Origin of the sequence: Actinomyces glycerinitolerans (genome assembly GCF_900098745.1) — a bacterium.
Classification (GTDB): Bacteria; Actinomycetota; Actinomycetes; order Actinomycetales; family Actinomycetaceae; genus Actinomyces; species Actinomyces glycerinitolerans.
Window position 1 is genome coordinate 535,341 of the sequence record NZ_FQTT01000009.1, and the last position, 24,339, is coordinate 559,679.

16 protein-coding genes are annotated in these 24,339 nt (G+C 67.6%); 7 read left to right on the forward strand and 9 right to left on the reverse strand.

Features of this window, described 5'->3' with window-relative positions:
• Positions 1-39 precede the first annotated feature (39 nt).
• On the reverse strand, positions 40-1,311 hold the full coding sequence (locus ACGLYG10_RS06280; RefSeq protein ID WP_083565636.1) for a glycoside hydrolase family 28 protein: 1,272 nt from the start codon (positions 1,309-1,311) through the stop codon (positions 40-42).
• 306 nt (positions 1,312-1,617) lie between these two features.
• Between ACGLYG10_RS06280 and ACGLYG10_RS06285 the strand changes: the two genes are divergently transcribed.
• From ACGLYG10_RS06285 to ACGLYG10_RS06305, 5 genes are all read left to right on the forward strand, one after another.
• Positions 1,618-2,976, forward strand: coding sequence for an ABC transporter substrate-binding protein (locus tag ACGLYG10_RS06285; RefSeq protein ID WP_083565638.1), 1,359 nt, complete (start codon positions 1,618-1,620; stop codon positions 2,974-2,976).
• Positions 2,977-3,049: 73 nt separating this feature from the next.
• Positions 3,050-4,003 (forward strand): carbohydrate ABC transporter permease, encoded by a 954-nt coding sequence (locus ACGLYG10_RS06290; RefSeq protein ID WP_244542591.1) that lies wholly within the window; start codon positions 3,050-3,052, stop codon positions 4,001-4,003.
• Position 4,004: 1 nt separating this feature from the next.
• Entirely contained in the window at positions 4,005-4,859 is an 855-nt protein-coding gene (locus tag ACGLYG10_RS06295) for a carbohydrate ABC transporter permease (protein WP_073329119.1), read from the forward strand.
• A gap of 13 nt (positions 4,860-4,872) precedes the next feature.
• Entirely contained in the window at positions 4,873-6,585 is a 1,713-nt protein-coding gene (locus tag ACGLYG10_RS06300) for a hypothetical protein (protein WP_211482988.1), read from the forward strand.
• A 92-nt stretch (positions 6,586-6,677) separates the two neighbouring features.
• The gene (locus tag ACGLYG10_RS06305) at positions 6,678-8,774 is read left to right on the forward strand and encodes a phosphatase PAP2 family protein (protein WP_073329124.1); all 2,097 of its coding nucleotides are present in this window, start codon (positions 6,678-6,680) and stop codon (positions 8,772-8,774) included.
• A 66-nt stretch (positions 8,775-8,840) separates the two neighbouring features.
• Here the strand turns inward: ACGLYG10_RS06305 and ACGLYG10_RS06310 are convergent, their stop codons facing one another.
• The gene (locus ACGLYG10_RS06310; RefSeq protein WP_073329127.1) at positions 8,841-9,617 is read right to left on the reverse strand and encodes a LuxR C-terminal-related transcriptional regulator; all 777 of its coding nucleotides are present in this window, start codon (positions 9,615-9,617) and stop codon (positions 8,841-8,843) included.
• A 100-nt stretch (positions 9,618-9,717) separates the two neighbouring features.
• Positions 9,718-11,115: a sensor histidine kinase gene (locus ACGLYG10_RS06315; RefSeq protein WP_170866467.1), complete on the reverse strand. Its 1,398-nt coding sequence runs from the start codon at positions 11,113-11,115 to the stop codon at positions 9,718-9,720.
• Positions 11,116-11,255: 140 nt separating this feature from the next.
• Between ACGLYG10_RS06315 and ACGLYG10_RS06320 the strand changes: the two genes are divergently transcribed.
• A complete protein-coding gene (locus ACGLYG10_RS06320; RefSeq protein WP_170866468.1) occupies positions 11,256-12,128 on the forward strand; it encodes an ABC transporter ATP-binding protein in 873 nt (290 codons plus the stop codon).
• On the forward strand, positions 12,125-13,507 hold the full coding sequence (locus tag ACGLYG10_RS06325) for an ABC transporter permease (protein WP_073329128.1): 1,383 nt from the start codon (positions 12,125-12,127) through the stop codon (positions 13,505-13,507). Before ACGLYG10_RS06320 ends, ACGLYG10_RS06325 begins: the two co-directional genes overlap by 4 nt.
• A 405-nt stretch (positions 13,508-13,912) precedes the next feature.
• Here the strand turns inward: ACGLYG10_RS06325 and ACGLYG10_RS06330 are convergent, their stop codons facing one another.
• The 6 genes from ACGLYG10_RS06330 to ACGLYG10_RS06355 form a co-directional block, all read right to left on the reverse strand.
• Positions 13,913-14,182 (reverse strand): ribbon-helix-helix domain-containing protein, encoded by a 270-nt coding sequence (locus ACGLYG10_RS06330; RefSeq protein ID WP_073329368.1) that lies wholly within the window; start codon positions 14,180-14,182, stop codon positions 13,913-13,915.
• A gap of 212 nt (positions 14,183-14,394) precedes the next feature.
• A complete protein-coding gene (hrpA, locus tag ACGLYG10_RS06335) occupies positions 14,395-18,942 on the reverse strand; it encodes an ATP-dependent RNA helicase HrpA (protein WP_139240872.1) in 4,548 nt (1,515 codons plus the stop codon).
• Between the two features lie 1,455 nt (positions 18,943-20,397).
• Positions 20,398-22,308 carry a BglG family transcription antiterminator gene (locus ACGLYG10_RS06340; protein WP_073329131.1) on the reverse strand — a complete coding sequence of 637 codons (1,911 nt, stop codon included), beginning with the start codon at positions 22,306-22,308 and terminating at the stop codon, positions 20,398-20,400.
• A 6-nt stretch (positions 22,309-22,314) separates the two neighbouring features.
• Positions 22,315-22,956 carry a P-loop nucleotide/nucleoside kinase family protein gene (locus ACGLYG10_RS06345; RefSeq protein WP_211482989.1) on the reverse strand — a complete coding sequence of 214 codons (642 nt, stop codon included), beginning with the start codon at positions 22,954-22,956 and terminating at the stop codon, positions 22,315-22,317.
• Positions 22,957-22,979: 23 nt separating this feature from the next.
• Positions 22,980-23,825, reverse strand: a complete 846-nt coding sequence (locus ACGLYG10_RS06350; protein ID WP_073329136.1) for a class II fructose-bisphosphate aldolase — start codon at positions 23,823-23,825, stop codon at positions 22,980-22,982.
• A 72-nt stretch (positions 23,826-23,897) separates the two neighbouring features.
• A complete protein-coding gene (locus tag ACGLYG10_RS06355; RefSeq protein ID WP_073329139.1) occupies positions 23,898-24,335 on the reverse strand; it encodes a hypothetical protein in 438 nt (145 codons plus the stop codon).
• Positions 24,336-24,339: the final 4 nt, after the last annotated feature.

A 24,339-nucleotide genomic window follows, 5' to 3' on the forward strand; every position in this document is an offset into this window, starting at 1 on the left:
GGCGCATGGCGCCGGACGCCCGGTATTGGGCATCCCCGGTCAGCGGGCCCGCGGGCCGATGACGGGCACGGGAGTGCCGTCCCAACTGACGCAGCCGACGGTGGTCACGACCGGGCGTGCAGGCGCGACGAGAGTGTGCGGACCCATGCAGGGACGCAGGTCGAAGTCTGACGGAGTGCCCTCCTGGCGGTTCAACTGAATTGTGCAGTCGTGGAAGGAGACGTGTTCGATGCGACCTGCAGCGGCGTGGATGACGACCGCGTTGTCGCTGTGCGCCTGCACACGCTCGAAGCGCACGCCCTCAATGCACGAGTCGGCGAGGTTTGTTCCTATATCGCGCGGAACTAGGGTGAGGTGCACCGGTTCGCCAGAGCCCCACCACTCCGGCGAGAACCGTCTGGTGGAGATCGTGATGTCGCGGAAGACGATGCTGCGGGCGGTGCCCGGGTCGCGCAGCTGGAAGGCGATTCCGCGGTTGGAGCGGTTGATGGTGATGCGTTCGAAAAGAGCGTTGGCGAAGCCGCCGAAGCTCGAGGAGCCGAACTTGATCGCCGAGCTCTGGGACTCGAGCACGCAATCGCGCACGGTGAGGTTCTCGCACAGGCCGTAGCGCGCGGTCTCCTCGGTGCACTTGGCGCATATCGCGTCGTCACCGGTGGTGATGGTGCAGCCGTCGATGAGGGTGTTCGTGCAGCGGTCGATGTCGATGCCGTCAGTATTGGGCATGCGCATCTCGTTGCGGATCGTCACGTCCTGCACCGCCGTGTTGACGCACCCGACGAGATGGATCGTCCAGAAGGGCGCCCCGATGATGGTGATGTCCTTGATGAGAGGACCGCGGCAGTCCTCTAAGTAAACAGTCATCGGCCGGGGATAGTCGTAGAACCGCAGATGAGGAGCATCGCCCTGGTTCGGGGGGATGAACCGCTCGTAGCTGGCGTCGATACGGCCCCGGCCGCGCACACCGGCGCCGGTTAGGGACTTGCCGTAGATGAGTGCGCTGATCGGGGTGTCGTGACTGAGCAGCTCGAACGGGCCGGGACGCCGGGTATAGCGCTGCTCGTCCCCGCTCGCCTTCAGTGTTACGTCTTCCCCGAGGACAAGGGTGACATGGTCGCGCAGGACGAGCCCATCGACGAGCCAGGTGCCCGCGGATGACAGGACAACGTCACCGCCGCCACGGGCGGCCGCGGCGTCAATGGAGCCCTGGATCGCCCGGGTCACGGTGCACGGATCGCGTCTGGCCTCCTGGAGACCAGCCAGGGGTGCCAACGGGGTCAAACGGGGACGGGAGAAGAAAGTAGCGCTCATGGTGCGTCTCAGAATCTCACCACGATGTCCGCGCGCGCAGCCCGCCGCGATGAGTGCGAGTGCAGTCGTGACGCCGGACGAAGCTGCGAGCAGTGCCCCGCGTCCTCGACCGGGTCCCGGGCAGTAACGCGCTCGGCATGGGGGAGCGCAGTTGCTGAGCGGGGCGTGGTGGCATGACCGGTACGGCCGGGTCGTTGACTCGGGCGTGCAGCATGAGGATACCCATGAAACTGAAGTTTGACAGATCGAAACAGGTCGCTTACTCTTCGTTCGATCTCGTTTGCAACGAAGGGAAGGAGATCCGCCATGCCTGCTGTTAAGGGCAAGCCGACAGTGCCCCCCACATCCATCCCACTCCCTACCGACGATGCGCAGACGTTCCCGGCGTCTTTGGCCATAACACGTCGCTCGCTGGCCAAAGGCGCCCTGTTGGCAGCATCCGGTTTGGCGCTCGCCGCCTGCGGCTCCGACGGCGACTCCTCCTCAAACTCGGAGACACCGAGCAGCTTGACGTTCTGGCTGTCCGGAGACGCCAACGAGGGCGGCGGTTACGCCGCGCTCGCCGAGGACTACGAGGCCGCCACAGGCATCCACATCGAAATCGTTGACGTCGCCTACGATGACTTCAACACCAAGTTGGTCAACGCGGCGCTAGCCGGTGACTTGCCGGACATCGGTCGTATCCCCTCGGTCGACCCGACCTTCTCCGAGGACCTTGTCGACCTCGCCGATGTCGCGAGCGAACGCAACATCATGAGTTCATTGCTGCTGCCGGACGACGACGGCAAGGTCCTCACCATCCCTGCCGCTGTTACCTCCGTTGGGCTCTTTGTAAACAAGTCCCTGTTCGAGCAGGCGGGGGTCTCCTACCCGACGTCCGAGGACGAGAGTTGGACCTGGGATGAATTCATCGAGACGACGACGAAGGTCAAGGAGGCCACCGGCGCCCGCTACAACCTGGTCATGGACCGCACATCGCACCGTCTGCGCGCCTTCCTCTACCAGTTCGGGTCCGAGGGTTTTGTTGAGGCGGACGACGGGACCTACTCCACGAACGACAACACGAAGAAGGCTCTGGAGTACTTCAGCAACATGAACGACGACGCGATCATGCCGCGTTCCGTGTGGCTGAGCGAGGACGACCCCTCCGCCCTGTTCAAGTCCGGCGAGGTCGTCGCCTACTACTCCGGCTGTTGGCAGCTCGCCGACTTCGAGGAGAACATCACCGACTTCGAGTGGGCCTCGGCATACATGCCGCAGCAGCCGACCCGTTCGACCAACATCGGTACCGGTGGCTTCCTCACCGCTTTCGATACCAATGGCAACGGTGGGGCGGCTAAGGAATTCATCTCTTGGGCGCTCGCCGAGGACCAGTACCGGAAGTACTGCAAGCTGGCTGCTGCGATCCCCGCTGTTGAGGACATGCAAGTCGACTACGACTTCGCACAGGACTCCTTCGAAATCTATGCGAAGGAGATTGCCGCGTCGCCTGATATCGCCGGCTACCAAGTGACTCAAGGCCTTGACTGGCAGAATCGCGGGCTGATCGTCGACGGCGACCCGCTGCGCGACGAGGTGATCAAGTACGTGTCCGGCGAGCAGGACGTCAATACGACGATCGACAGAATCATCGAGCAGTACGACGAGGCCGTCGCGAACGGCTGACACGACGGTTGCCGGGAGGGCGGCGTCGAGCCGCTCCTCCCAACACGTCACCGCGGGAACTCGAGGCGCCCCGGTGACAGAGGCCGACATGGCGTTGGGAAGAGCTATGGCGTCAGAAACAAACTTGGAAAGAACTCATAAGAAGCGGCGCTGGGGCAGGTCCCCGGGGACGTACCACTGGCAGCCGTTCGTCTTCGTTGCAGTGATTATTATCCTCTACCTTGTGTTCTTCGTGTGGCCTGCCGCGAGTGGATTGTTCTACTCCTTCACGAACTACAAGGGGCGGGGCAGCTTCAGTGCGGTTGGGCTATCGAACTACGCAAAGCTGTTATCTGACAAGGACTTCTACTCGGCGCTGCTGCGCACTTTCGAATACACGGTTATCGCCGTGCCGCTGGGGTACGTCCTCTCGCTATTCTCCGCGGTCATACTCACAAGCAAGCGTGTCGTCGGTGCGGCCCCCGCCCGCATGCTGCTGTTCATGCCGTGGCTCATCTCCCCGATCGTAGTCGGCGTCATCTGGCGATGGATGTTCGGAGAGAGCTTCGGGCTGATCAACTATCTGCTCTCGTTGGTCGGACTCGGACAGCCGTCGTGGCAGACTAGCTCGAACTTGTCCCTGGCTGTCGTGATCTTCGCTGGTGCCTGGGCGGGGACGGCTTTCAATATGCTGCTCTTCATCGGCGCCCTCAAGAACGTCTCGACCAGCGTCAAGGAGGCTGCCGCCCTCGATGGCGCCTCCTCCTGGCAGACCTTCTGGCACATCATCCTGCCGTCTATCCGGCCGACATCTTTCATGGTTATCCTGTTGAGCACCCTGGGCTCAATGAAGGAGTTCGCCCTCGTCCAGGCCGTTAACGGCGGAGGCCCCGGAACGTCGAACAACTTCATCGTCCAGTACATCTACACCACCGGTTTCTCGCGGGCGAAGGTCGGCTATGCCAGCGCTGCATCGATGGTCCTCATGGTCATCCTGCTGATCCTATCCCTCGTCCAGCTTCGCCTTAACCGTGACAACGAGGCATGATATGGCTACGAGATCCAAGCGCATCAAAGAGGGTGGCCCGCAGGAGCGCAAATCCATCACATTAACGCTCCTCATGTGGGTTGTCGCCGCTATCTACGCGTTCCCCGTCCTGTGGTTCGTCCTGTCATCATTCAAATCGAACGGCGAGTTGTTCTCGTTCCCGCTGTCCTTCCTCCCGAGGAGCTGGACGCTCGGCGGGTACGCTGAGGCGTGGACCCGTTTCAACTTCGCCAATTACTTCAAGAACACCTTCATTGTCGCGTTCACGACGACCGTTCTTACAGTCATGGTGTCGGCCGCCACGGGCTACGCCCTGGCGAAGTACAAGAACCGCTGGCTCAAAGTGCTCTTCGTCTGCCTCCTCATGACGACGATGCTGCCCACCGAGGTTATCCTCTCTCCGACCTTCCTCGTCATCCGCGATCTGGGCCTGTACAACAATCTCGCAGGCCTCATCATGCCCTCAATCATGACCGCCACCGGCGTCTTCATGTTCCGTCAGTTCTATATGGGCGTTCCCGACGAGCTCCTGGAAGCCGCTCGCATCGATGGGTCCGGAGAATTCCAGACATTCTTCAGGATCATGCTGCCGCTCGCCAGGCCCACGGCTGTTACCCTGGCCATCTTCTCCTTCCAGTGGCGCTGGAACGACTACATCTGGCCCCTCATCGTCATCTCGGACAACGACAAGTACACCCTCCAGGTCGCGCTGCGTTCGATCGTCGGCGCCGAGAACATCAACTGGTCGGTGCTGCTGTCGGCCTCCGTGATCTCGATCCTGCCGCTGCTAGTCATATACCTCGTGTTCCAGCGCAACATCATGGACGCGAACCTTGGATCCGGAATCAAGGACTGAAAGAGGTCGAGTCGTGACGGCAACGGTTGGTATGACCGCTCCGGCAGGGCCTACGGGGGTTGATCGCACCTACCTCGCTGCTCTGCATGAGAATGCGGCGTGGGAGGCCGACACCCTCCTCGCCACTGAGGAGTCGTTCCTAGCCGCGAGGCCCTCTCATAGGCGGCTTGCGCGGGCGATGAAGATCGCCGTCGCCTGCCACCTCTCGGCGGGCAGCCGGTTGCACGGCGACCGGTCACTCATCGCCTACGCCGATCGCCTGACGAGGTCCCTTGAGACACTTCAGGGTGACTCCGGCCTCTTCAGTGGCGACAATCTGGACTCTCCGCCCGACTCGTCCTTCACGGCCAACGACCTCATGGAGAGCCTCGAGCTCCTCGATGCCGACGCCGGCGACGACGTACGGGCCCTTAGCCGGCGGCTCGAGGCGATGGTACGGAGGCTCGATCCAGCCCTCCAAGCCGGCGGCGTGCACACACCCAACCACCGTTGGGAGTTGGTTGAGGCGCTCACCCATCTGGAGCGGCGTTGGCCTGACCCGGCGCGTCGTGCACGCATCGATGAGTGGCTAGCCGAGGGGATTGATGTCGATACCGACGGGCAGTACTCCGAGCGATCGGCCAACTACGCGATCGACGTCTCCAATCGTAGCCTGCTTAGTATCGCGACCGCCCTCGGGCTGCCAGCTCTCGTTGACATCGTCGAGCACAACCTCACAACGATGACCCTGCTCACCGACCCCGCCGGGAACGTCGAGACCATGCACTCGCGCCGGCAGGATCAGCGTGGGGACGTAACCGTGAGCCTTGGGCGCTTTCACCACCAGCTTCGGCGCATCGCGATCGAGCGCAATCGCTCAGACCTCGCATGGTGGGCGCAGCGCGCCTGGGACCTCGGCATTCCCAGCGGGGGCGACGAGTTGGCCTGCGTTCTCCTGCACCCCGTGACAGCCAGTTTGATGCCGACGCCCGTGGCGCCTGCTGACGGCGTCCGGGTTCTCGACTCGGGCCTGGTTGTGCGAACACACGGAGACCAGCGCCTCGTCGTCGACGGCTACTCCGATTACCCAGCAGCGGGACGTATTGCATCCGGGCTCGCATGCAACCCGACGTTCATGCACGCCTGGCTCGGCGGCGTTGAGCTGCGCTCGTTGCGCCTCTCCCGGAACTTCTTCGGTCTCGGTCCCTTCCGGCCCACTGACTGGGAGACGAGCGATGACACGGTTGTCCTGCGAGAGAGCGCAAGCGCCGACTACTACCTGCCGCTCGACGCTGCCTCGCGTCATGAGGACGGCACCTACGACATGGAGTTCGAGGGACGCTTCGCGGCCCGGATGGCATTCTCCCGGCGCAAGACCATCTCACTTCGTCTTGACACGGAGGTGAGCATCCGCGATCTGCGCGACGGTATTGAACTCTCCGTCGACCTTAAGGGCCCTTGTACGGGAGCCTGTCTCGAGATCGCGCTCGGCGATGACGTCGAGGTCGACGGTGCCCGCGCGCTGGGGGAGGAGGCGTTCGTCCTCAACAGAACGGCGACGCTGAGCGGTAATGACGGAACCGTCATCGACGTCGTCGCCGACCGTGTGGGCCGTGTTCCGGCCTTCTATGAACCCGGTGAGGAGTACCGCTACCTCGGCGGCACCGACGCCCTGGCCGGGACCCGCCTCTACGTCACCATCGACATCCCCGGCACGCTCACGCTGCGCCTCACGCGCGCGGTGTGAGGCGGGCGGATCGCCCTCCCGGACTCGCGTCGACTGGCGTACGGGCTGAGACCACTTGATCCCAATGCCATACGTAAATCCCCAAGGAGCCAATGATGTCTTCCTTCCGGCATGACCGTCACGACTATCAATGCGGCGGTATCGCGCTCACGACGGTGCTCGTGCTGGCCATGTTCCTGATCCCCACTGCCGTCGCACAGACCGCGGCGACTGATCCGCTTGATCCCGTGCCTGCTGCTAACGGATCGTATTTCGTTGAGTCCTATTCGACGAATACGACCGCCAATCTCGCGGCGGACACCAATGCCGCGGTGAGCCTGCTCGCGGAGTTCTATGAGGTGTGGGAGCCCGGTGAGACCCCCGCCGACGGCACCATCCTCAACGAGTCCTTTCAACAGGCCAATATTGCCTACTCGGAGAACGCCACCTCCGAGCGGACCGAGGAGCAAGCGGTGCAGGCCTACCTTACAGATCGTCGCAACCAGTCTTACAGTGCGATTGACGGTCTCGGCGTGGACGCACCGCTGTTCCGACAACTCGCTAACGCCGGCACCTCCATAACGGAGGACATCCCCGCAGACTCCACGACCGTCAAGTACTCGGACACAGGGAATTCCAACGGAGCGTGGGCGGACACGGACTCGGACCTGGGCGCCGTCGTCGCACTGGTAAACGCCGTGCGCGGGGCTAACACCAGCTCGAATCCGGCGAAGCTGGCGTTCCGGTATCCGCGTCCGTTCCGCTGGAGCACGGATGTCAGAGTCGCGGACGTCCTCGGGGGCGTTGAGTTGGCGTCAGATTCACTTACGGACGGCGGATTCCCCTCCGGCCACACGAGTGCCGGCTACATGGCCTCTCTCGCTCTGGCTTACGCCGTGCCCGAGCACTACGCCGAGCTGGTCGCCAACGCCTCCACGATTGGCGACTACCGCATTATCTCCGGCATGCATTCCGCCGGCGACGTGATCGGTGGGCGCACCCTCGGGACGGCACTGGCCGCGGCGACGCTCTCGAACGAGGAGAACGCGGGCGTCAAGGAGCAGGCCGTCGCCGATGCCGCGACCGCTCTCGATGCTACCGACACGATGACCCAGGACGAGTACGAGTCTCTCCTGGCCGTCTACACGGAGCGAATGACGTACGGGCTGCCCCTCACCGACTCGACCGATGAGCCGGCGGTAGTGCCGATGGGGGCCGAGGTCCTCCTTGAGACCAGATTCCCCTACCTAAGTCGGGACCAGCGGCGCGAGGTTCTGCGGACCACCGCCATCGAATCCGGGCATGTCCTGCTCGACGACTCCGAGGGATGGGGACGGCTCAACCTCCTCGCAGCCTCCGGCGGCTACGGGTCACTCGACGGTGCGACCGTCGTGAGCCTTGATGCCTCGGCCCCCGGCTATGAGGCGGCGGACACATGGCGCAACGACATCCATGGCACCGGGTCGCTCGAGCTCGACGGCACAGGCCGACTCACGCTCTCAGGTGACAACACGTTCAGCGGCGGCGTGACCGTGAACGGCGGCACCCTCGTTGCCGACTCGATGACCGCCGTCGGTAGCGGAGACATCACTGTCGATGACGGCGTGCTCTCGGAGACCGTCGACGAACCGGTCGAGGTGACGGGCACGGTTGCACTCTCCGACGCTGCGGAGCTCAATTTGTCGGTAGTCGCAGGGAGCGCGACGCCAGGCTCGCCTGCGAGTACTGCCACCACGTCTGCCCAGTCCCCGAGCCTCACTGTCACGGGAGACATGGCCATCGATGGGGCACTGGTAGTCTCCGGTGACACGACGGTTCTGGCCGAAGGAGGCTCGCTACTCCTCGCGACTGTGACGGGCTCCGTATCCGGCGCCTTCGACTCGATAACTGTTGAGGGCGTTGACGGATCATTCAAGATGATCTTCAGTAATGGACAACTGTGGCTCGTACGGGTGAGCACAACGATCCCGCCCAGCGCTTCTTCATCGGCGGCCACATCGGTGGCGGTGACGGATCCGAGTGCGCCCACCGACAACGCGTCCCCCAACGAGGCTACATCCGTCGTCTCGGTCGGGACGCCGGTCTCTCGCCCTCAGGATCTTGCCCGTACGGGCACGTCCGTGCTGCCCGAACTCGCTGCCGCTGCCGGCCTGGTCCTCATCGGGGCTGTCCTGACGACCAGGCGCCGGTGGCGCCACCGTGCTTGCTGAAGCCTGAGACCACTCACCGCCTATTGCCTCGTTGGTGGTCTCGGCGAGGGATGCTGCCCGGTCGGCTCAGGCGTGGGCGCGCAGCCAGGTCAGCACGGCGCGCACGCGGCGGTTGCCCTCCTCGGGCGGCAGGTCCAGCTTGGCGAAGATGTTTGCGACGTGCTTGGCCACGGCGCCGTCGGACACCACCAGGCGCTCGGCCACCTGCGAGTTGGACAGTCCCTCGGCCATAAGGGCGAGCACCTCCTGCTCGCGCGGGGTCAGGCGCGCCAGCGCCGTGCCCTCCGCAGCTCGGCCGCGGCCGTACGCAGCCTCCGCGCGCCGTCCATCGGCGGCGTGCGCGTCCCCCTGCGCGGCCTCGAGGCCACCACGCCGGGTGAGCTCCAGGGACGAGCCCGCACGCATGAGCCGGGACAGCACTTCCGGGTCGACCACCACCCCGCCTGCCGCCACCACGTCCAGGCTCCGCATGAAGTCGCTGACCCGGCCGACGCGCTCTTTGAGCAGGTAGCCGACCCCGCCCGCACCGGCATCGGGTCCATCCAGCAGCTCACGTAAGTAGGGTCCGGCCACGTAGGCGGAAAGGACGACGACGGGCAGTCCCGGATAAGCGGCACGCAGGGCGATGGCGGCGCGAAGACCGTCGTCGGTGCCGGTCGGAGGCATGCGCACATCGGTTACGACGACGTCGGGCAGTGCCCCCGCCGTGGCCAGCTGTTCGACCTCCGTGCGCAGTGCATCGGCGTCCGCAACCTGCGCCACTACCTCATGCCCGGCCGCGGTGAGCAACCCGGCCAGGCCCTCGCGCAGGAGGGCGGCGTCGTCGGCGAGCACGATCCTCATGGGCCCATCCTGCCGTAGGCGGTGGCCCCGGTCGGAACGACGACCGCGGCGCCGGGAGCGGACCGCAGTCGGACTGTGCCCGGAGCGCGCCCGGATGGGTTCAGCCCCGGGCCCATGGCGGGATCAGCGGCGCGGTCAACGTCAACCTGGTGCCGCCTCCCGGAGGCGAGTCGATCAGCAGGCGTCCGCCGACGGATTCCACGCGCTGCGTCATGCCCGCCAGGCCGGTCGAACCGGGGAAGAGCGGATCGGCGCCGCCCGCCCCGTCGTCGCCGACGGTCACGGTCAGTCCGTCTGCGGTCACGACCATCTCGACCCGCGCCTGTGCCGCCGGACCGGCGTACTTGGCGGCGTTGGTCAGCGCTTCGGCGACCGCGAAGTAGACGGTGGTCGCCACCGGCGAGGTGATGGCGGCCAGATCGTCGTCCCCGCCGACTACTGTCACGGATGTGGGCAGAGGCGCCCGTCCGGCGAGGTCGCGCAGCGCCGGTGCCAGGCCGCGTTCGGTCAGGATTGCCGGCCGAATGCCGTGCACGGTCTCCCGCAGGCTGCGCAGGGAGGCCTCGACCTCCTCCTGCGCGGAACGCACGTCCGCCCGCAGCGCCGCAAGCGCCTCGGCCTGGCGGCCCGTGGAGGCGGGGTTGCCTGAGCTGTCGGAGGGGATGACGCCAGCGGGGGCGACGGCGGGGCCCGCCGCGCGACCGGCGGGTGAGCCGATTCCCGCCAGCCGACCGGCGTGCAGCTCGGCCGCGCCCAGGTGCATGGCCGCCGCCACCAGCCGCTGCTGTGCGCCGTCGTGCAGTTCGCGTTCAATGCGGGCGCGTTCGGCGTCGAAGGCGTCCACGAGCGTGGCTCGGCCGCTGGTCAAGTGGCCGACCTCCGCGGCCAGGGCATCCAGACGGGCCTCCTCATCGGGGCGGGACAGGGCCGCGGTCATGCGGCAACGCAGATTACCTATGACCAACAGCAGTCCCAGCAGGATGATGAGACATACCAGCGCGATCGGCTCCAGCCACCAGACCTGACCGAAGGAGGTGGCCGAGTACGACCAGCCGACGAGGTCGCGCAGGCTGACTTCCAGCGGCTGCTCGGGCGAGGCGATGAAGGGGCCGACGGCCAGGACGCCAACCAGTATCCCGCCTATACCGGCGACGAAGAAGCCTACGGCGCTGAGCAGCGTGCCGCCCAGAACCAGCGGGACGTCCTGCTTCCAGAAGGCGGCCTGGACCACGCGTCCCCGCAGCCACGCCCACAGTTTCCCGGGTGGTAGGGCGCGCGGGGCGTTAGCGCCGGCAAGGCGCGCCAGGGCACGGTCGGCCTCGGCCAACAGCGGCAGCGTCAGATGAAAGGCCAGCAGTAGGGGTATCGCGGCGACCACTAGGGGCAGGAATGCCACGGCGTGAAGGAGCTCGATGAGCACCAGCATGCCGCGGCGCCCCCAGCGGTGGGGAGTTTCGCTGTGGGGTGCGATGTCGGCGGGGACGGCTGCGATGGCCATGTGTAGACCCTATGGCGGCCGACCGCGCCTTACACGGGTGCCAGCACCCGCCCGGAGTGGACCTGGCACCACCGGGCTGCCGGCGGGACGGGCGTCGGCACCAGTGACCGGACCCGGGCAACTCGGGTTTCCTGACTGCCATGGCAGCCTCAGCATCCCGAACCGACCCGGAACCGACGCAACTCGCACCGGCGGCGCAGACAGCGGCGCGCGGCCCCGCAGCCGCCCCGCTCACTGGCCCGCCCGGTGGACCGACAATCCGGCACGAGGCGCCGGCAATCGACGTGGCCGCACTCCGGCGCGTATTCACGCTGCCCGGACGGCGTCGTGCGGCCGTCACCGCCGTCGACGACGTCGCCCTACACCTGCAGGCGGGGAGTTTCACCGCCCTGGTCGGGGCCTCTGGCTGCGGGAAGTCGACGCTGCTGCAGTGCATCGCGGGACTGGACCGGCCCACCTCCGGGACGGTGCGGCTCCTCGGCACCCACACTACCGCCCTGCGCCCCCGCGACGCCGCCCGCTTCCGAGCCGACCATGTCGGCTTCATCTTCCAGGACGACAACCTCGTCTCGGCCCTGTCCGCCAGGGACAACGTCGCCCTGCCCGGGCGGCTGCGGCGGCGCCCACTGCCACGCACCGCCGTCGATGCGGCGTTGGAACGACTGGGGCTGACCGGTCAGGCCCGCCACCTGCCCCACGAACTCAGCGGCGGCGAACGGCAGCGGGTAGCCATCGCCCGGGTCCTGGCCTCCCGGCCGGCGCTCGTGTTCGCCGACGAGCCCACCGCGGCACTCGACGTCGCCGCCGGTGCGGAGGTGTTGGACTGGTTGGTTGAGTTGAGCGCCATGGGCACGACGGTGCTCATGGTCACGCACGACGCCTCGGCCGCGGCACGCGCCGACGAAGTCCTGGTGATGGGAGCGGGCCGCCTCATGTCCGAGATGCCGGGCGGTGACGCCGACGCCGTCGCCCGGGCCGTCCTGCTCACCCGTGGGGCGGGTGAGGCGCGATGATGCACCTACTGTTCGCCGACCTGCGGCGGCACGCCTCCTCCTGGACCTGGGCCTGCGTGGTCGCGGTTGTGGCCGGGGCATGTGTATCCGGCCAGTTCATGGTCATGCACGGCTCGCTGCGTACGGCGTCGGCAGCCACCGGCGTCAACCAGTGGGGCATTTCCATTCGCGCCGACATGACCGACGCCGCCCACACGGTAAGTGCGTTCATCATCGCCTCCGTGGTGCTGGCGACGGCGGCGGTGCTCACTTCGACGGCCGCACTCGTGATCGCTGAGCACCAGCGGGACCATGGCCTGTGGCGGGCGTTGGGGATGCGCCCGGGAACACTGCGCGCAATTCTGCTCGGGCAGCTGGCCGTCGTTGGCGCCGTCGGCTCCCTCGGCGGCGGGGCACTCGGGTGGCCGGTCGCTCGCGCAATGGTGCCGCTGCTCATCGACCAGGAGGTGGCACTGCCCGGGACGACGCCGCAGTGGGAGACGGGTGATCTGATCTGGACCGCGGTGGTGGTCGCCGGGGCCGAGATGATCGGCGGCTGGGGGCCCGCACGGCGGGCCGCCCGGGCCACGGAGATGGAATTGATCGCCGGCCGAGGCGGTGCCGGGAACGCATGGAGTCTGCGGCGCCTGCTCGGAGTACTGACCCGAATCGCTCTGGTCGGCGGGTTCGCGACCGGAGTGGTCGCCGCGGCGGTGACGGCTCGCAGCGCCGGGGCCATGACCGACGAAGCCATTGATGCCGTGATTTTGGGCTCTTTCAGCGCTTTGGGGCTGGTGTGCGTGCTGACGCCCGGGCTGGTTCCCCTCCTTGAGCGGCTGCTCGGGCTGCTGCCGGCTCGCGGCCCGGCCTGGCTGGTGGCCACCAGGACGGCCTCCCTGCAGTCGCGCCGCTCGGCCGCCACGGTGCTGCCGTTCCTGGTGGCGATCGGACTGGTTGCGGTCATGTTCGGTGCCACGCACGCCGGTTTCGGCAACATGCGCCTGTCTGGTTTCCTGGCGATGTTCAGCCTGGCGCTGGTGACCGCCTGGAGTGGTGGTGTCGCGGTGATCGCCATGAGCGCGAGCGGCAGGCGACGCGACGCGGCGCTGCTGGAGGCGGCCGGTGCCCGGGAGCGCACGGTGCTCGCGGCGCAGGTGTTGGAGGGGGCGCTGCATGCCGGCGCAGCCGTGATTCTCGGACTGCTTGTGTCGGTGGCGACCAGCGCCTTCATGGCGGCCGCGTCCGGGGCGGGCGTGCTGGCCACGATCGTCCGCGGTCCGTGGGGAGAACTCGGCGTGGTGGGCGGGCTGGCACTGGCCACGACCTGCCTGGCCGTCGTGGCCTCGGCGCGGGCGGGACGGCGGCGGAGCGTCGGCGAGGTTCTGCGGGCGCGGGAGTGATGGCTGCCCCGGACGTGACCTTGATCGGAAAACGCCGACGGGTATTTCGATAGTTCTCAGCTTGAGGGTTTGGCGGGGTGGCGGTTGCCGGGTGAAGGCCGCACGGTGGTTCGGATGGGCCCCGATGGGCGGCGTGCGGGCTAGGAGCCCCGCCGGGGGTGCGGTGATGCTCATGTAGTTGTCACAATCGATGACAAACACCGCCCACGCCCGCCGGGCCTGATCTGGAGCCCGCATGATTCCAAGGTTTTGTTTGCGGACGTCGACACCCGCCTGCCTCGTTTGTCATCGATTCTGACATCCCAGGCGCTCGTCCGGGAGTAGAGGACATGTTCCGCTGCGTAGTGGATGTCATCATCGTTGAGGTGGCCTCGTTGGTAGTGCTTGCGTGCGGAGCGGTGGATGTCAGGCAACGTGTGCCCACTCGCGCACGGCGGTACGGATAGCCTCCGAGCGCGTGGTGATCCCATCGGCCTCGGCGCGTGCGGTCGGGGCAGCGATCGTTTCGGCGTCCAGGCGCACAGTCAGAACCGAAGTGGGGCCGTTGCCCAGTGGCGGACGCCCACGTCGTGGAGCTGGAAGCTTGGATAGGTCATAGCCGGCCTCGGCCTCATCGGCCCAGGCCTGGATCTGGTCATCACTGACGGAGTCGCCATGTAACAGGTGCTTATCCACGGCTTTTTTGTATACGAAATTACGGGTCTGGTCGTCGACGGCGTGCGATTCCGGCGGTGAGCACAGCCCGAAGCTGCCCGGCGCCGACCTCAAGACCGCCAAGGCCGTCATAGACACGATCGGCACTGACTGAACACGCGAGCTACGCACAGAGGAGATAGCGGAGACCGCCGTGCGGGGCCCCTCCCGGGGCCTAGCGATGACGGCTCCGCTCAGACCTTGGCCAGCAGCTTGCTGATGCGCTGCACGCTGACCTTGCGGGCGGTGCCGAGCGTCTGGGCGAACAGGCTCACGCGCAGCTCTTCGATCAGCCAGCGCGCCTCAACCAGCACGGCCTCCCGCTCGGGATCCGTCGGTAGCGCCGCAGCCCGGGCCCGGGCATCGGCCAACAGCCGCTCGGCCTGCTCCACCTGGTAGGCCAGCGCCGCATCCTGGCTGGGGGAGGACTCCGCCTTACCCACGCGCATTGCCAGCGCCTGCAAATAGCGGGGCAGGTGCCGCAGCTGCTCCGGCGGGGTGTCGGCGATGAAACCGTCGTACACCAATGCCGCCGCATGCTCCCGCACCTGCTGCAGCGTATTCAGCAGCGCCAATGAGGTGTGGGTCGACACCTCCCGCTCGACCTCCCGCTGAGCGGCGAGCGTCTTGGCGGACACCTGCGCCACGCGGTAGACCTCGTCCTCCAGCTCCTGACGCATGGTGGCCACCAGCTGCTCGAACATGGTCTGCTCCCGCACGCCGGCCAGGGGCGTGCGCCGCGCCGCGGCCCAGCGGTCGGCGATGCTCCGCGCGGCCGTCAGCTGCATGTCCTCCACCAGTGCCTCGGTGCTCCGATAGGGGCTGGCCGCCAACGTCAGCGTCTCGGTGGGGTTCCACCGGGAGGTGATGCGGGCCGCGGGCAGGGCGGTACGCGCCAGCGCCAGCGCCGTCACCCCGGCGCCGTGCGCGCGTTCCTGGGCGACGGCGTCGGGCAGGATCCGCAGATCCGCGCCTCGCGCCCCCACGGCCACCAGCGCCGGGTAGCCGCGCACCACCAGGCCGGCCGTGCCCGGGGTTTCGATCGTGGCCGGAATCGTGGAGCGCTCCGGACCCTCCAGGCCGGTGACGTCCTTTGGCCAGTCCGTCAGTCCCGCACGCTCGGCCAGTCCCGGCCCGACGGCGCGGGTCCCCTTGTCATTCGCCGCGGGTGCGGTATTGCCCCCGGCATTTCGGGAGGCAAACGCGCCCGCGTCCGGGCCGCCGCCCTGGCCGCGCCGCCTGCCGCGTCCGCCGCGACGCCGCCCCTGGGAACGCTGCGCGTCGGCCATGGCCTGGGCGATGGCGCCATGCACGGCGTCGCGCACGGCCGCCTCGGTGCGTCCGGCCTGGCGGCGCTGCAACACCACCAGGTCCTTATCCCGGTCGAGTTCCCGGCCGGCCCCATCCACGGCCACGAAGGCGATGCGCAGGTGGTCGGGCAGCCGCGCGGCGGCCTCCTCCCAGTCGGCCTCGGTGATCTCCACCTGCCGCAGGCGCCCCACCGCATCCGTGAAGGCCTCCCGGAAGGGAACCCCCGGCGCCGACGGCGCCCCCGCGCCTCCGGCCGCACCGGGGACGTCCCGGCGGATCTCCTCCCACATCTGCGCCCCGACGTCGGGCGCCGGCACCAGTGCCCGACGTACCCGCTTGGGCAGGGCGCGGATGGTTGCCACCACGAGCTCGGGGCGCAGACCCGGCACCAGCCAGTCGAAGCCCGTCGGCTCCAGACGGCCCAGCACCTCCACCGGAACCAGCACGCTCACACCGTCGTTGGGCGTCCCCGGCTCGAAGACGTACTCCAGGCCGAGCGTGAGATCGCCCTGCACCCAGGTGTCGGGGTAACCGGCGGTGTCGTCCCCGCCGGGCAGCAGCAGCTCACGGGTGAAGTCGAACAGGTCCGGATGGTTGCGGCGCTCGCGCTTCCACCAGGCGTCGAAGTCGTTCGCGCCGTAGACGTCGTCGGGCAGGCGGTCGTCGTAGAAGTCGAACAGGGCCTCGTCGCCGGCCAGCAGCCCGTGCTCGCGGCGCCGCTGCTCGACGTCGGCCAGCTCCTCCAGTAGCGCCCGGTTGCGCTCCACGAAGCCGTGGCGGGCATGCCAGCCGCCCTCCACCAGCCCGGAGCGAATAAACATCTCCCGCGCCAACTCGCGCGCATCGGCGGTGCCGACCGAGGCGAGCGTGGCCGGGCGGTCGGCCACCAGGGTCATCCCGTACAGCAGCAGCTTCTCGTGCACCATGGCGGCACCGCGGCGCGTGGACCAGTACGGCTCCCCATACACCCGGTGCAGCAGCCCGGCCGCCCCTGCCGCCTCCTCGATCCAGCGGGCATCCACCTTGGCGACTGTCCGCGCGAACAGGCGGGAAGTCTCCACCAGCTCCGCGGTCATCACCCAGTCGTAGGTCTTGCGGCGCAGACCCGAGCCCGGCCAGATCACGAAGTGGCTGCCGCGGGTGCCCGCATACTCGCGACGACGCTCGTCCCAGGTACCCACATTGGACAGCAACCCCACCAGCAGCGAACGGTGAATGGCGTCCGCGCTGGGCGTGTCCGCACTGCGCCCCAGGGCGACGACGGCTGCCGCCACATCCCCGTGAGCGATGGTGGCCGCCTGCGTGCCCGGCTCCAGGCCGGCGGCCGCCGCGCGCACGGCGCTCGCGGTGGGCAGGTCGACGGGGGCGGCGGCGAGTCCCAGCGGGCGGGCGAGTTGCCGCAGCTGGTTGTACACGTCCTGCCACTCGCGCACTCGCAGGTAGTGGAGGAACTCGGAGCGGCACATGCGCCGAAAGGCGGAGCCGGACAGGTCGCGCTGCTGGGTGCGCAGGTAGCGCCACAGGTTCAGGTAGGTCAGGAAGTCGCTGGTCGGCTCGGCGAAGCGCCGGTGCAGGGCGTCGGCGGCCTCCTGATGGTCGGCGGGGCGCTCGCGCACGTCCTGCATGGACAGCGCTGCCACGATCACCATGACCTCGCTGACGCAGCCGCGTTCACCGGCCTCCAGCAGCATGCGCCCCAGTCGCGGGTCGATGGGCAGCCGGGCCAGGCGTCGACCCACCTCGGTCAGCCGCGGCCCACGGACGCCGTCGCCCCGGCCTCCCCGCCGTCGCCCCGAGCCCTCGCGGCCGGAGGTCTCGATGGCGCCGATCTCGCCCAGCAGCTGGATGCCGTCGCGCACGGCGCGGGCGTCGGGGGCGTCCAGGAAGGGGAAGTCCTGCACATCGCCCAGGCCGAGCGCCGCCATCTGCAGAATCACCGAGGCCAGCGAGGTGCGCAGGATCTCCGGCTCGGTGTACTCCGGGCGCGACTCGAAGTCGGACCGGGAGTACAGGCGGATGGCGATACCGTCGGCGACGCGCCCGCACCGTCCGGAGCGCTGGTTGGCGCTGGCGCGGCTGATCGGCTCGATCGGCAGGCGCTGCACCTTGGTGCGGTTGGAGTAGCGGGAGATGCGCGCCAGGCCCGGGTCGACGACGTAGCGGATGCCGGGCACGGTCAGGGAGGTCTCGGCCACGTTGGTGGCCAGCACGATGCGCCTGCACGTGTGCGCCTCGAACACGCGGTGCTGCTCGGCGGCGGACAGGCGCGAGAACAGCGGCACCACCTCGACGGCGCCGGGGGTGGAGGTGCGCCCGTGCGGGGTGTAGCGCGGACCCAGGTGGTCGATGAGGGCGGATTCGGTATCGCGAATGTCCCGCTCTCCGGCCAGAAAGACCAGGATGTCGCCGCTGCCGGCGGCCATGAGCTCGTCGACGGCGTCGAGGATGCCGGTGACCTGGTCGCGGTCGGTCTCCGGCGCGGGTTGCGCCGCCCCGGTGCCCTGCCGTCCCCGGGCGGCGGGGGAGGAGTCCTGGACGCCGGAGGCGTCGGCGTCGGGGTCGTCGGGGTCCGTGGGGTCGAGAACCAGCGGCCGGTAGCGGATCTCCACCGGGTAGGTGCGCCCGGACACCTCGATCACCGGTGCGGGCACCCGTGTGGGGCGGGACTGTGTGGCGGTGTCGCCATGTTCGGCGAGGGCGTCATGGCCGCCTCCGGCGAGTGGGGCGTCATGGCCGAAGTGGGCGGCGAAACGCTCGGAGTCGATGGTGGCGGAGGTGATGATGACCTTCAGGTCCGGGCGCTGGGGGAGGAGTCGGGCCAGATAGCCGAGGATGAAGTCGATGTTCAGGCTGCGCTCGTGCGCCTCGTCCACGATGATCGTGTCGTAGCGGCGCAGCAGCGGGTCTGACTGGATCTCCGCCAGCAGGATGCCGTCGGTCATGAGCTTGACCAGCGTGTTGGGGCCGGTCTCCTCGGTGAAACGCACCTGGTAGCCGACCACGCCGTCGGGTCCGATGGGGGTTGACAGCTCGTAGGCGATGCGCTCGGCCACCGAGCGTGCGGCGATACGGCGTGGCTGGGTGTGGCCGATCATGCCGGTGATGCCGCGGCCCAGCTCCAGGCAGATCTTGGGGAGCTGGGTGGTCTTGCCGGAGCCGGTCTCCCCGGCCACGATCACCACCTGGTTCTCGCGGATGGCGGCGGCGATCTCCTCGCGGCGGGCGCTGACGGGCAGCTCCTCGGGGTAGGCGATCATGGGTACGGCGGCGCGGCGGGACTCAATCTGCTCGGGGGTGAAGCCCCGCCACTGGTGGTGCCGGCCGCGTCGGGGACGATGCCCCTGGGAACGCCGCCCACGCCTGCCACCGCCGTTGTTGCTGCCGACTTCAGGGCGGTCCGCGCGCCGGGTTGGTCGCTCGTTGTCACTCATCAGGCCGCCTATTGTCCCCCATCCCCGCCTCCGGCCGAAGCTGCCGCGGCCGCGCCCCTCGCCGAGGTCGGTGGAAGTTACGTGCCGAGGTCGGCCAAAACAGGCGCATGTCCTAGAGGGGGCGTCCAACGCTTTGCGGCTGTTACTCAGATTGGCGGCTGATGAAGCCGGACATCCCTGGGACAGTAAATGCGACGCCGTAGTCCGGAGCATAGATCAGCCCCTTGTGTAGGAGACTGCTGCGTCGGAGGCCGAGCCTTCCGATGGGTTTACCGGCGTTTCGTGTTTGGGGGTGTGGCTGGTGGTGTGTTCTGGTTGGCCTGAGAACGAGTTCTGCCGAGGACGACCTCTCCCGCGCCCGCGCGCAGCCTCACGTGCCCGAAGGCCATCTCCCGTGCCCGAGGGCGGCCTGCCCGTGGACGGCCTGCGGCTCCCGGAGGCGACCTGCCGCGTCCGAGGGGGGCCTGCCGCGTGGTGGTTCCGTGCGGTCGCACCCTCGAGTGCGAAGCGCTGGTCAGTGCTGGTTTCTGACCTTGGGGTGTGGTTTACGACTCCGGGGTGGTCGTGATTCGCACCCCAAGGTCGTAAATCGACATGGCGGTCGTCTCACGGGAGCACAGCCGGCCGGGGAACACGGGCCCCACCAACCCCGGGCCACGGGGGCGGGTCCCCGTCCCTGAAGCCCAGGCCCACGCCGACGAGCCACTCAGCCGGGCGCTGACCCGCACCGCCGGGCGCGGGCCAGGCGGACTGCCGAGTGCAGCGGCGGAGGGTACTTCGGAGGGCTCTTACGCGCGGGCCATCATTGGTCGGCGTCAGGGGGTGGCGTCATGATGGTGGCGTCATGGGGTGGACGGTTCGTGTGTTCCGGTGACGGTTCGTCAGGTAGTACCAACGATTCGGCATGAACCACGACGGTTCGTACCCCTACCCCACGAACCGTCGCCGGATGTGCCGAACCGTCGACCAGAACGTACGAACCGTCGCCGGATGTGCCGAACCGTCGACCCGAGCGTACGAACCGTCAGGCGAAGGCACGAACCGTCGACCAGAACGTACGAACCGTCAGGCGAAGGCACGAACCCTCACGCACGATCCGCCGCTGTCCGCCGTGATCCACCGCTGTCCGCCGTGATCCACCGAGATTCACCGAGATTCGCGGTGAACTATCCCATCCCCGCTCATCGCACCCGCCGGAGCACACACACAAACCACCATCCAGACACCCCACCCACCACACCCACAAACACGAAGAGCCGGAAACGTCCGATGGTGCTCGCAGCTGTCACAGATTGCAGCAGTTTTACTGGGACAGGCCGGAAACTCGGTCGAGAGAAGCGCGTGATTTCACGGATTTGCGTTAGGTGACTCGCGTCCGGGCAAGTAAAGTGCTGCAATCTGTGACAGCTGGGCGATAATCGCCATGCCCCGCACGCGCGCGTGGCGTGGGCAGGGTTACAGCACGTCCAGCATGGTTGCGACGAAGGCGTCGTAGGAGTCGGCTGCGGCCAGGCGGGCGACCTTGGCGGGATCCACCAGCGCCTTGATCACCGCGTCGAACACATCTCCGAAGGCGTCGCGGCTGTCCGCGGACAGGCACAGCATGGCGATGAGTTTGACCGGCGTGCCGTCCCAGTCGACGGGCCGATCGGCCAGGCACACGGCAATCGCAGTGCGCGCCGCAGTCATCTCAATCGTGTGCGGAATCGCGGCACCGGAGGTGAAGGCCGTGGTGGACAACCGCTCCCGCTCCTTGACCTGATCCAGGAACTCCGGGCCGACGGCGCCGGCACGGGCGAGCAGACTCGCCGCACTTTCCAGTGCGGTATCGCGGTCCTGTCCGTCCGGGATCCGGGTGAACAACTCCGGCTCCATCACCGTAGTCAGCCAGGCGGCGGCCTTGAACCGCTTGTGGCCGGCCGCGATATCCGCCGTCATCTCTCGAATTCGTTCCAGATCTGCGTCCGTCAGCAGCAGCCCCGTGCGGATCACCGGCACATCGGGCGCGTTCGGCAACGGCACTGTGCTCACAATCAGGTCGGCGGCCAGGTCGGGCCCGACGTCGTCGACGTCCGTGATCACCCGGTCCACTCGCCCGGTTCCAGCCACCGCGATCTCCACGGCGTGCATTAGGGAGACGTGGACGTCGTAGTAGCGGGGAACGACGACGGCTACGGCGACCTCGTCGTCCTGCGCGTGCATGGAGAGCAGGCGGCCGCCCACGTGGAAGGCGATGAAGCCGATCTCGTCCTCACTGACTTGGATGCCGGTCTCCACTTGAATCTGCCGGGCGATGAACACCGCCAATTCGTGCACCAGCGGGTGGGTGTTCTTCACGGACTGCCCCACCGGGATGCGGGCGGAGTCATGGTGCGCTGCCCGCTGCACCAGGCTCCGCACATGCATGGCGAGGAAGGCGATGAACCTGTCGTCCGCGAGGTCCACCAGGTAGTTCGCGTTGAGCTTCGCGACGATCCGGGTGACCATGGCCAGATAGTGCTCGTCGAGGAAGGCCCTGACCTCCGGGTTGGAAGTCTCCTCCGGATAGGCGGGGGCGGCCTTGGTCAGCAGCAGGAGCGCCAGGTAGGAGACCTCCCGCTCCGGCACCTGCACCCCGAATACTTTCGCCACCAGCTCGCTCACCGCGCGAGACACCGGGGCGAGCGCGTCGTCCGGGGGCAGCTGCGAATCGTGAACGGAGCGCCCGTGCCGCACCCGGTCGACCATGATGGCGATGTGGGCGACTAGCTCGTCGGCGGTCCACTCGTTGATGGACAACTGAAAGCCATCCAGCACTTCGCGCAGCTGCTTCTTGAAGCCCAGCAGTTCTGGCTCCCGAAGCCGGTGGGCGACTTCTGCGACGTCGATGAACTGGCGTCGACGCACGGCGGCCCCGGTGAGGATGCGCCGCATGAGACGGCGCTGCGCCGCCTCTTCCCCCTGAAGCGACAGTCGCTCGTGGTCGCGTGCCAGGCGCAGACCGAACTGGGCCACCAGCGGCCTGGCCTTGCCCAGGTCGGCCTCGATTGTGGAGTCGGAGACGTGCAGCTGCTCCGCCAACTCGAATACGCTCACCGGCCCCTGGGCGGCGACCAATACGCGCAGGATATGTGCCAGCCGGGCCTCGGGACCATCATCCCGAGACCCGGCCGGCGCCGGCCGCATCCGTGCCCGTTCCAAAGCGCATGCATCCAGGCGGTAACCGGAGTGCGATGCGGTGATGACCCGCCCGTAGCGCTCATTGGCGGCAGTCACGTAGTTGCGGATCGTGCGCGTGGATACCGCCAGCCGCGCCGCCAGCTCGCCGGAGGAGAACGGCCGTGGCTCCTCGGAGAGGATCTGCAGCAGATCCTCGAAACTCGTCATGACGGCTCAGCTCCGCGCGGCGATCCAGTCGAGGATCGCCTCGTGATCAACGGTGTCCAGATCCGTGGCATCCACCTCCAACAGCTCGCCGAGCCGGAAGGTGTCATACCCGCGAGTGGTGCAGCGCCGGTAGAACTCCTCACGGCTCAGCAGGCCGGCGGCCTTGCTGCGATCCGGGAGCGAGTCGCCGCGGTGGTACCGGTCGACGATGTGGCCCAGATGCCGTGAGGGATCCAGGTCCCGCCGCTGCTGCCGTTCAAACAGCACCTCCAGGTCGGCGGTCAGGCGGATTGTCAACGCGGTGGCGCCGTAGCGCTCGCACAGTGCCCGCAGCGTCGGCAGCTGCTTAATGCTGAACGGGTAGTCGGACAGCACCAGCGGACGTTCGGAGTCGTCACTTGTGTCGCCACTGTGAGCGTCACGGCTCAACGCGGCTTCAATCTCACCGAAGAAGATCTCCAATGCCCTGCGGTCCAGGGCCTGCTTCTGCTCGGCGTTGTCGAACCCGTGCTCCTCCCACAGCTTCTCCTTGATGTCGTCGATGGATACCTGCGTGCAGCCGGGGAAGCGTTCCCTTATGCGCGTGCACAAGTAGCTCTTACCGGTGCCGGGCAGGCCCGCGACCAGGACGAGGATTGCTCCACTCACCGTCGCCTCGCAGCTCGCCGGGGTCATTCGGGCCGACGCCCCATGAACAACGCGATCTTGTGGGCGACGATCTCACCGACGACGTCGTTGCAGGGCACGATGTTGTTGCGCAGCGAGCTGTTGACCTTGGTGGCCCCGAAGGTCTCCTGCGCCTTGCGGGTCCAGCCGACCAGCAGCTCGGTGCCGACGTTGAACTTGCGGATGCCCTTGGCGGTCAGTTCGGGGTAGTCCGCCTCGTCCACGCCGGTGCCGCCGTGCACCACCAGGGGCACGTCGACGGCGTCGTTGATGCGGCCGAGCAGGTCCAGGTCGATCTTGGTCTTCGACTTGAACTGGCCGTGGTTGGTGCCGATGCTGACGGCGAGCGCGTCGCAGTCGACCTCGGCAAGGAATTGCTGGGCCTCCTCCGGCTGGGTGTACTTGCCCTCCCGGTTGCGGATGCCCTCCTCGGTGCCTCCGATCGTGCCGATCTCCGCCTCTACGGAGACGCCGTGCTCATGGGCGAAGGCGACCACGCGGCGCGACTTGGCGACGTTCTCGGTGAAGGGCAGCTGGGAGCCGTCGAACATGACCGAGGAGTATCCGGCGGCGATGGCGTCGCGGATATCGGTCAGATCGGTGGCGTGGTCCAGGTGCAGGGCGACGTCGACGATCTCGTCCTCCGCCATGGCTCGGCACACCGCCACCAGGTTCTTCATGCCCACGTAGCGGGCGGTGCCGGGAGAGGTCTGGATGATGATCGGGGAGCCCAGATCCCGGGCGGCGCGGATCATCGCGGGGACCATCTCCAGGTTGTGGGCATTGAAGGCGCCGACGGTGTAACCGAGGCGCCGGGCCTCGGCGAGCATCGGGGTGATGGGGATATACATTTGGGCGTTTCCTTTTGGGATTGAATGGGTGAACGATTGCTGCGGGCAGTGCGCCCGGCAGGGGGCGCTCGTCTAGAACTGCGAGCGCATGACGCGCTTGGACAGGGCGGTCAGCTCGTCGAGCTTCACGGTCCACTGCTGGATGGCGGCGTCGTCGCGGGCCCTGGCGGCCTGCCTCAACTGGTCGTTGTAAAGCGTGAGCAGGCCGTTGTAGGCCGGACCGAACTGCTCGCGAATCGCCATGGACGCCTCGTAGCTGTCGATCGCGGCGGTGGCGTCGCCCAATTCCTGCTGGAGGCCGCCGAGCTCGTTGAGGAGCTTGATCCGCGCCTCGGGATCGGCCTGTTCTTCCAGCTGTACGGTTAGCGCGGCGGCGCGTTCGCGCAGGGCCTTTTGGTCGGAAGCGGTTTGCGCCGCTGGTGTCTCAACCGCCTCGCCCGTCTCGACGGCGTCGGCGGACGCCGTCGACCGGTGCTCGGCCTGCTTCCGGTTTCTGCGGAATAGTCTCATCTCG

Bases quoted from the DNA above. Each gene is read 5' to 3' on its own strand.
- ACGLYG10_RS06315 (WP_170866467.1), bottom strand. From the start codon at position 11,115: ATGGCCATCGCAGCCGTCCCCGCCGACATCGCACCCCACAGCGAAACT.
- ACGLYG10_RS06285 (WP_083565638.1), top strand. From the start codon at position 1,618: ATGCCTGCTGTTAAGGGCAAGCCGACAGTGCCCCCCACATCCATCCCA.
- ACGLYG10_RS06355 (WP_073329139.1), bottom strand. From the start codon at position 24,335: ATGAGACTATTCCGCAGAAACCGGAAGCAGGCCGAGCACCGGTCGACG.
- ACGLYG10_RS06310 (WP_073329127.1), bottom strand. From the start codon at position 9,617: ATGAGGATCGTGCTCGCCGACGACGCCGCCCTCCTGCGCGAGGGCCTG.
- ACGLYG10_RS06340 (WP_073329131.1), bottom strand. From the start codon at position 22,308: ATGACGAGTTTCGAGGATCTGCTGCAGATCCTCTCCGAGGAGCCACGG.
- ACGLYG10_RS06325 (WP_073329128.1), top strand. From the start codon at position 12,125: ATGATGCACCTACTGTTCGCCGACCTGCGGCGGCACGCCTCCTCCTGG.
- ACGLYG10_RS06305 (WP_073329124.1), top strand. From the start codon at position 6,678: ATGATGTCTTCCTTCCGGCATGACCGTCACGACTATCAATGCGGCGGT.
- ACGLYG10_RS06280 (WP_083565636.1), bottom strand. From the start codon at position 1,311: ATGAGCGCTACTTTCTTCTCCCGTCCCCGTTTGACCCCGTTGGCACCC.
- hrpA (WP_139240872.1), bottom strand. From the start codon at position 18,942: ATGAGTGACAACGAGCGACCAACCCGGCGCGCGGACCGCCCTGAAGTC.
- ACGLYG10_RS06350 (WP_073329136.1), bottom strand. From the start codon at position 23,825: ATGTATATCCCCATCACCCCGATGCTCGCCGAGGCCCGGCGCCTCGGT.
- ACGLYG10_RS06320 (WP_170866468.1), top strand. From the start codon at position 11,256: ATGGCAGCCTCAGCATCCCGAACCGACCCGGAACCGACGCAACTCGCA.
- ACGLYG10_RS06295 (WP_073329119.1), top strand. From the start codon at position 4,005: ATGGCTACGAGATCCAAGCGCATCAAAGAGGGTGGCCCGCAGGAGCGC.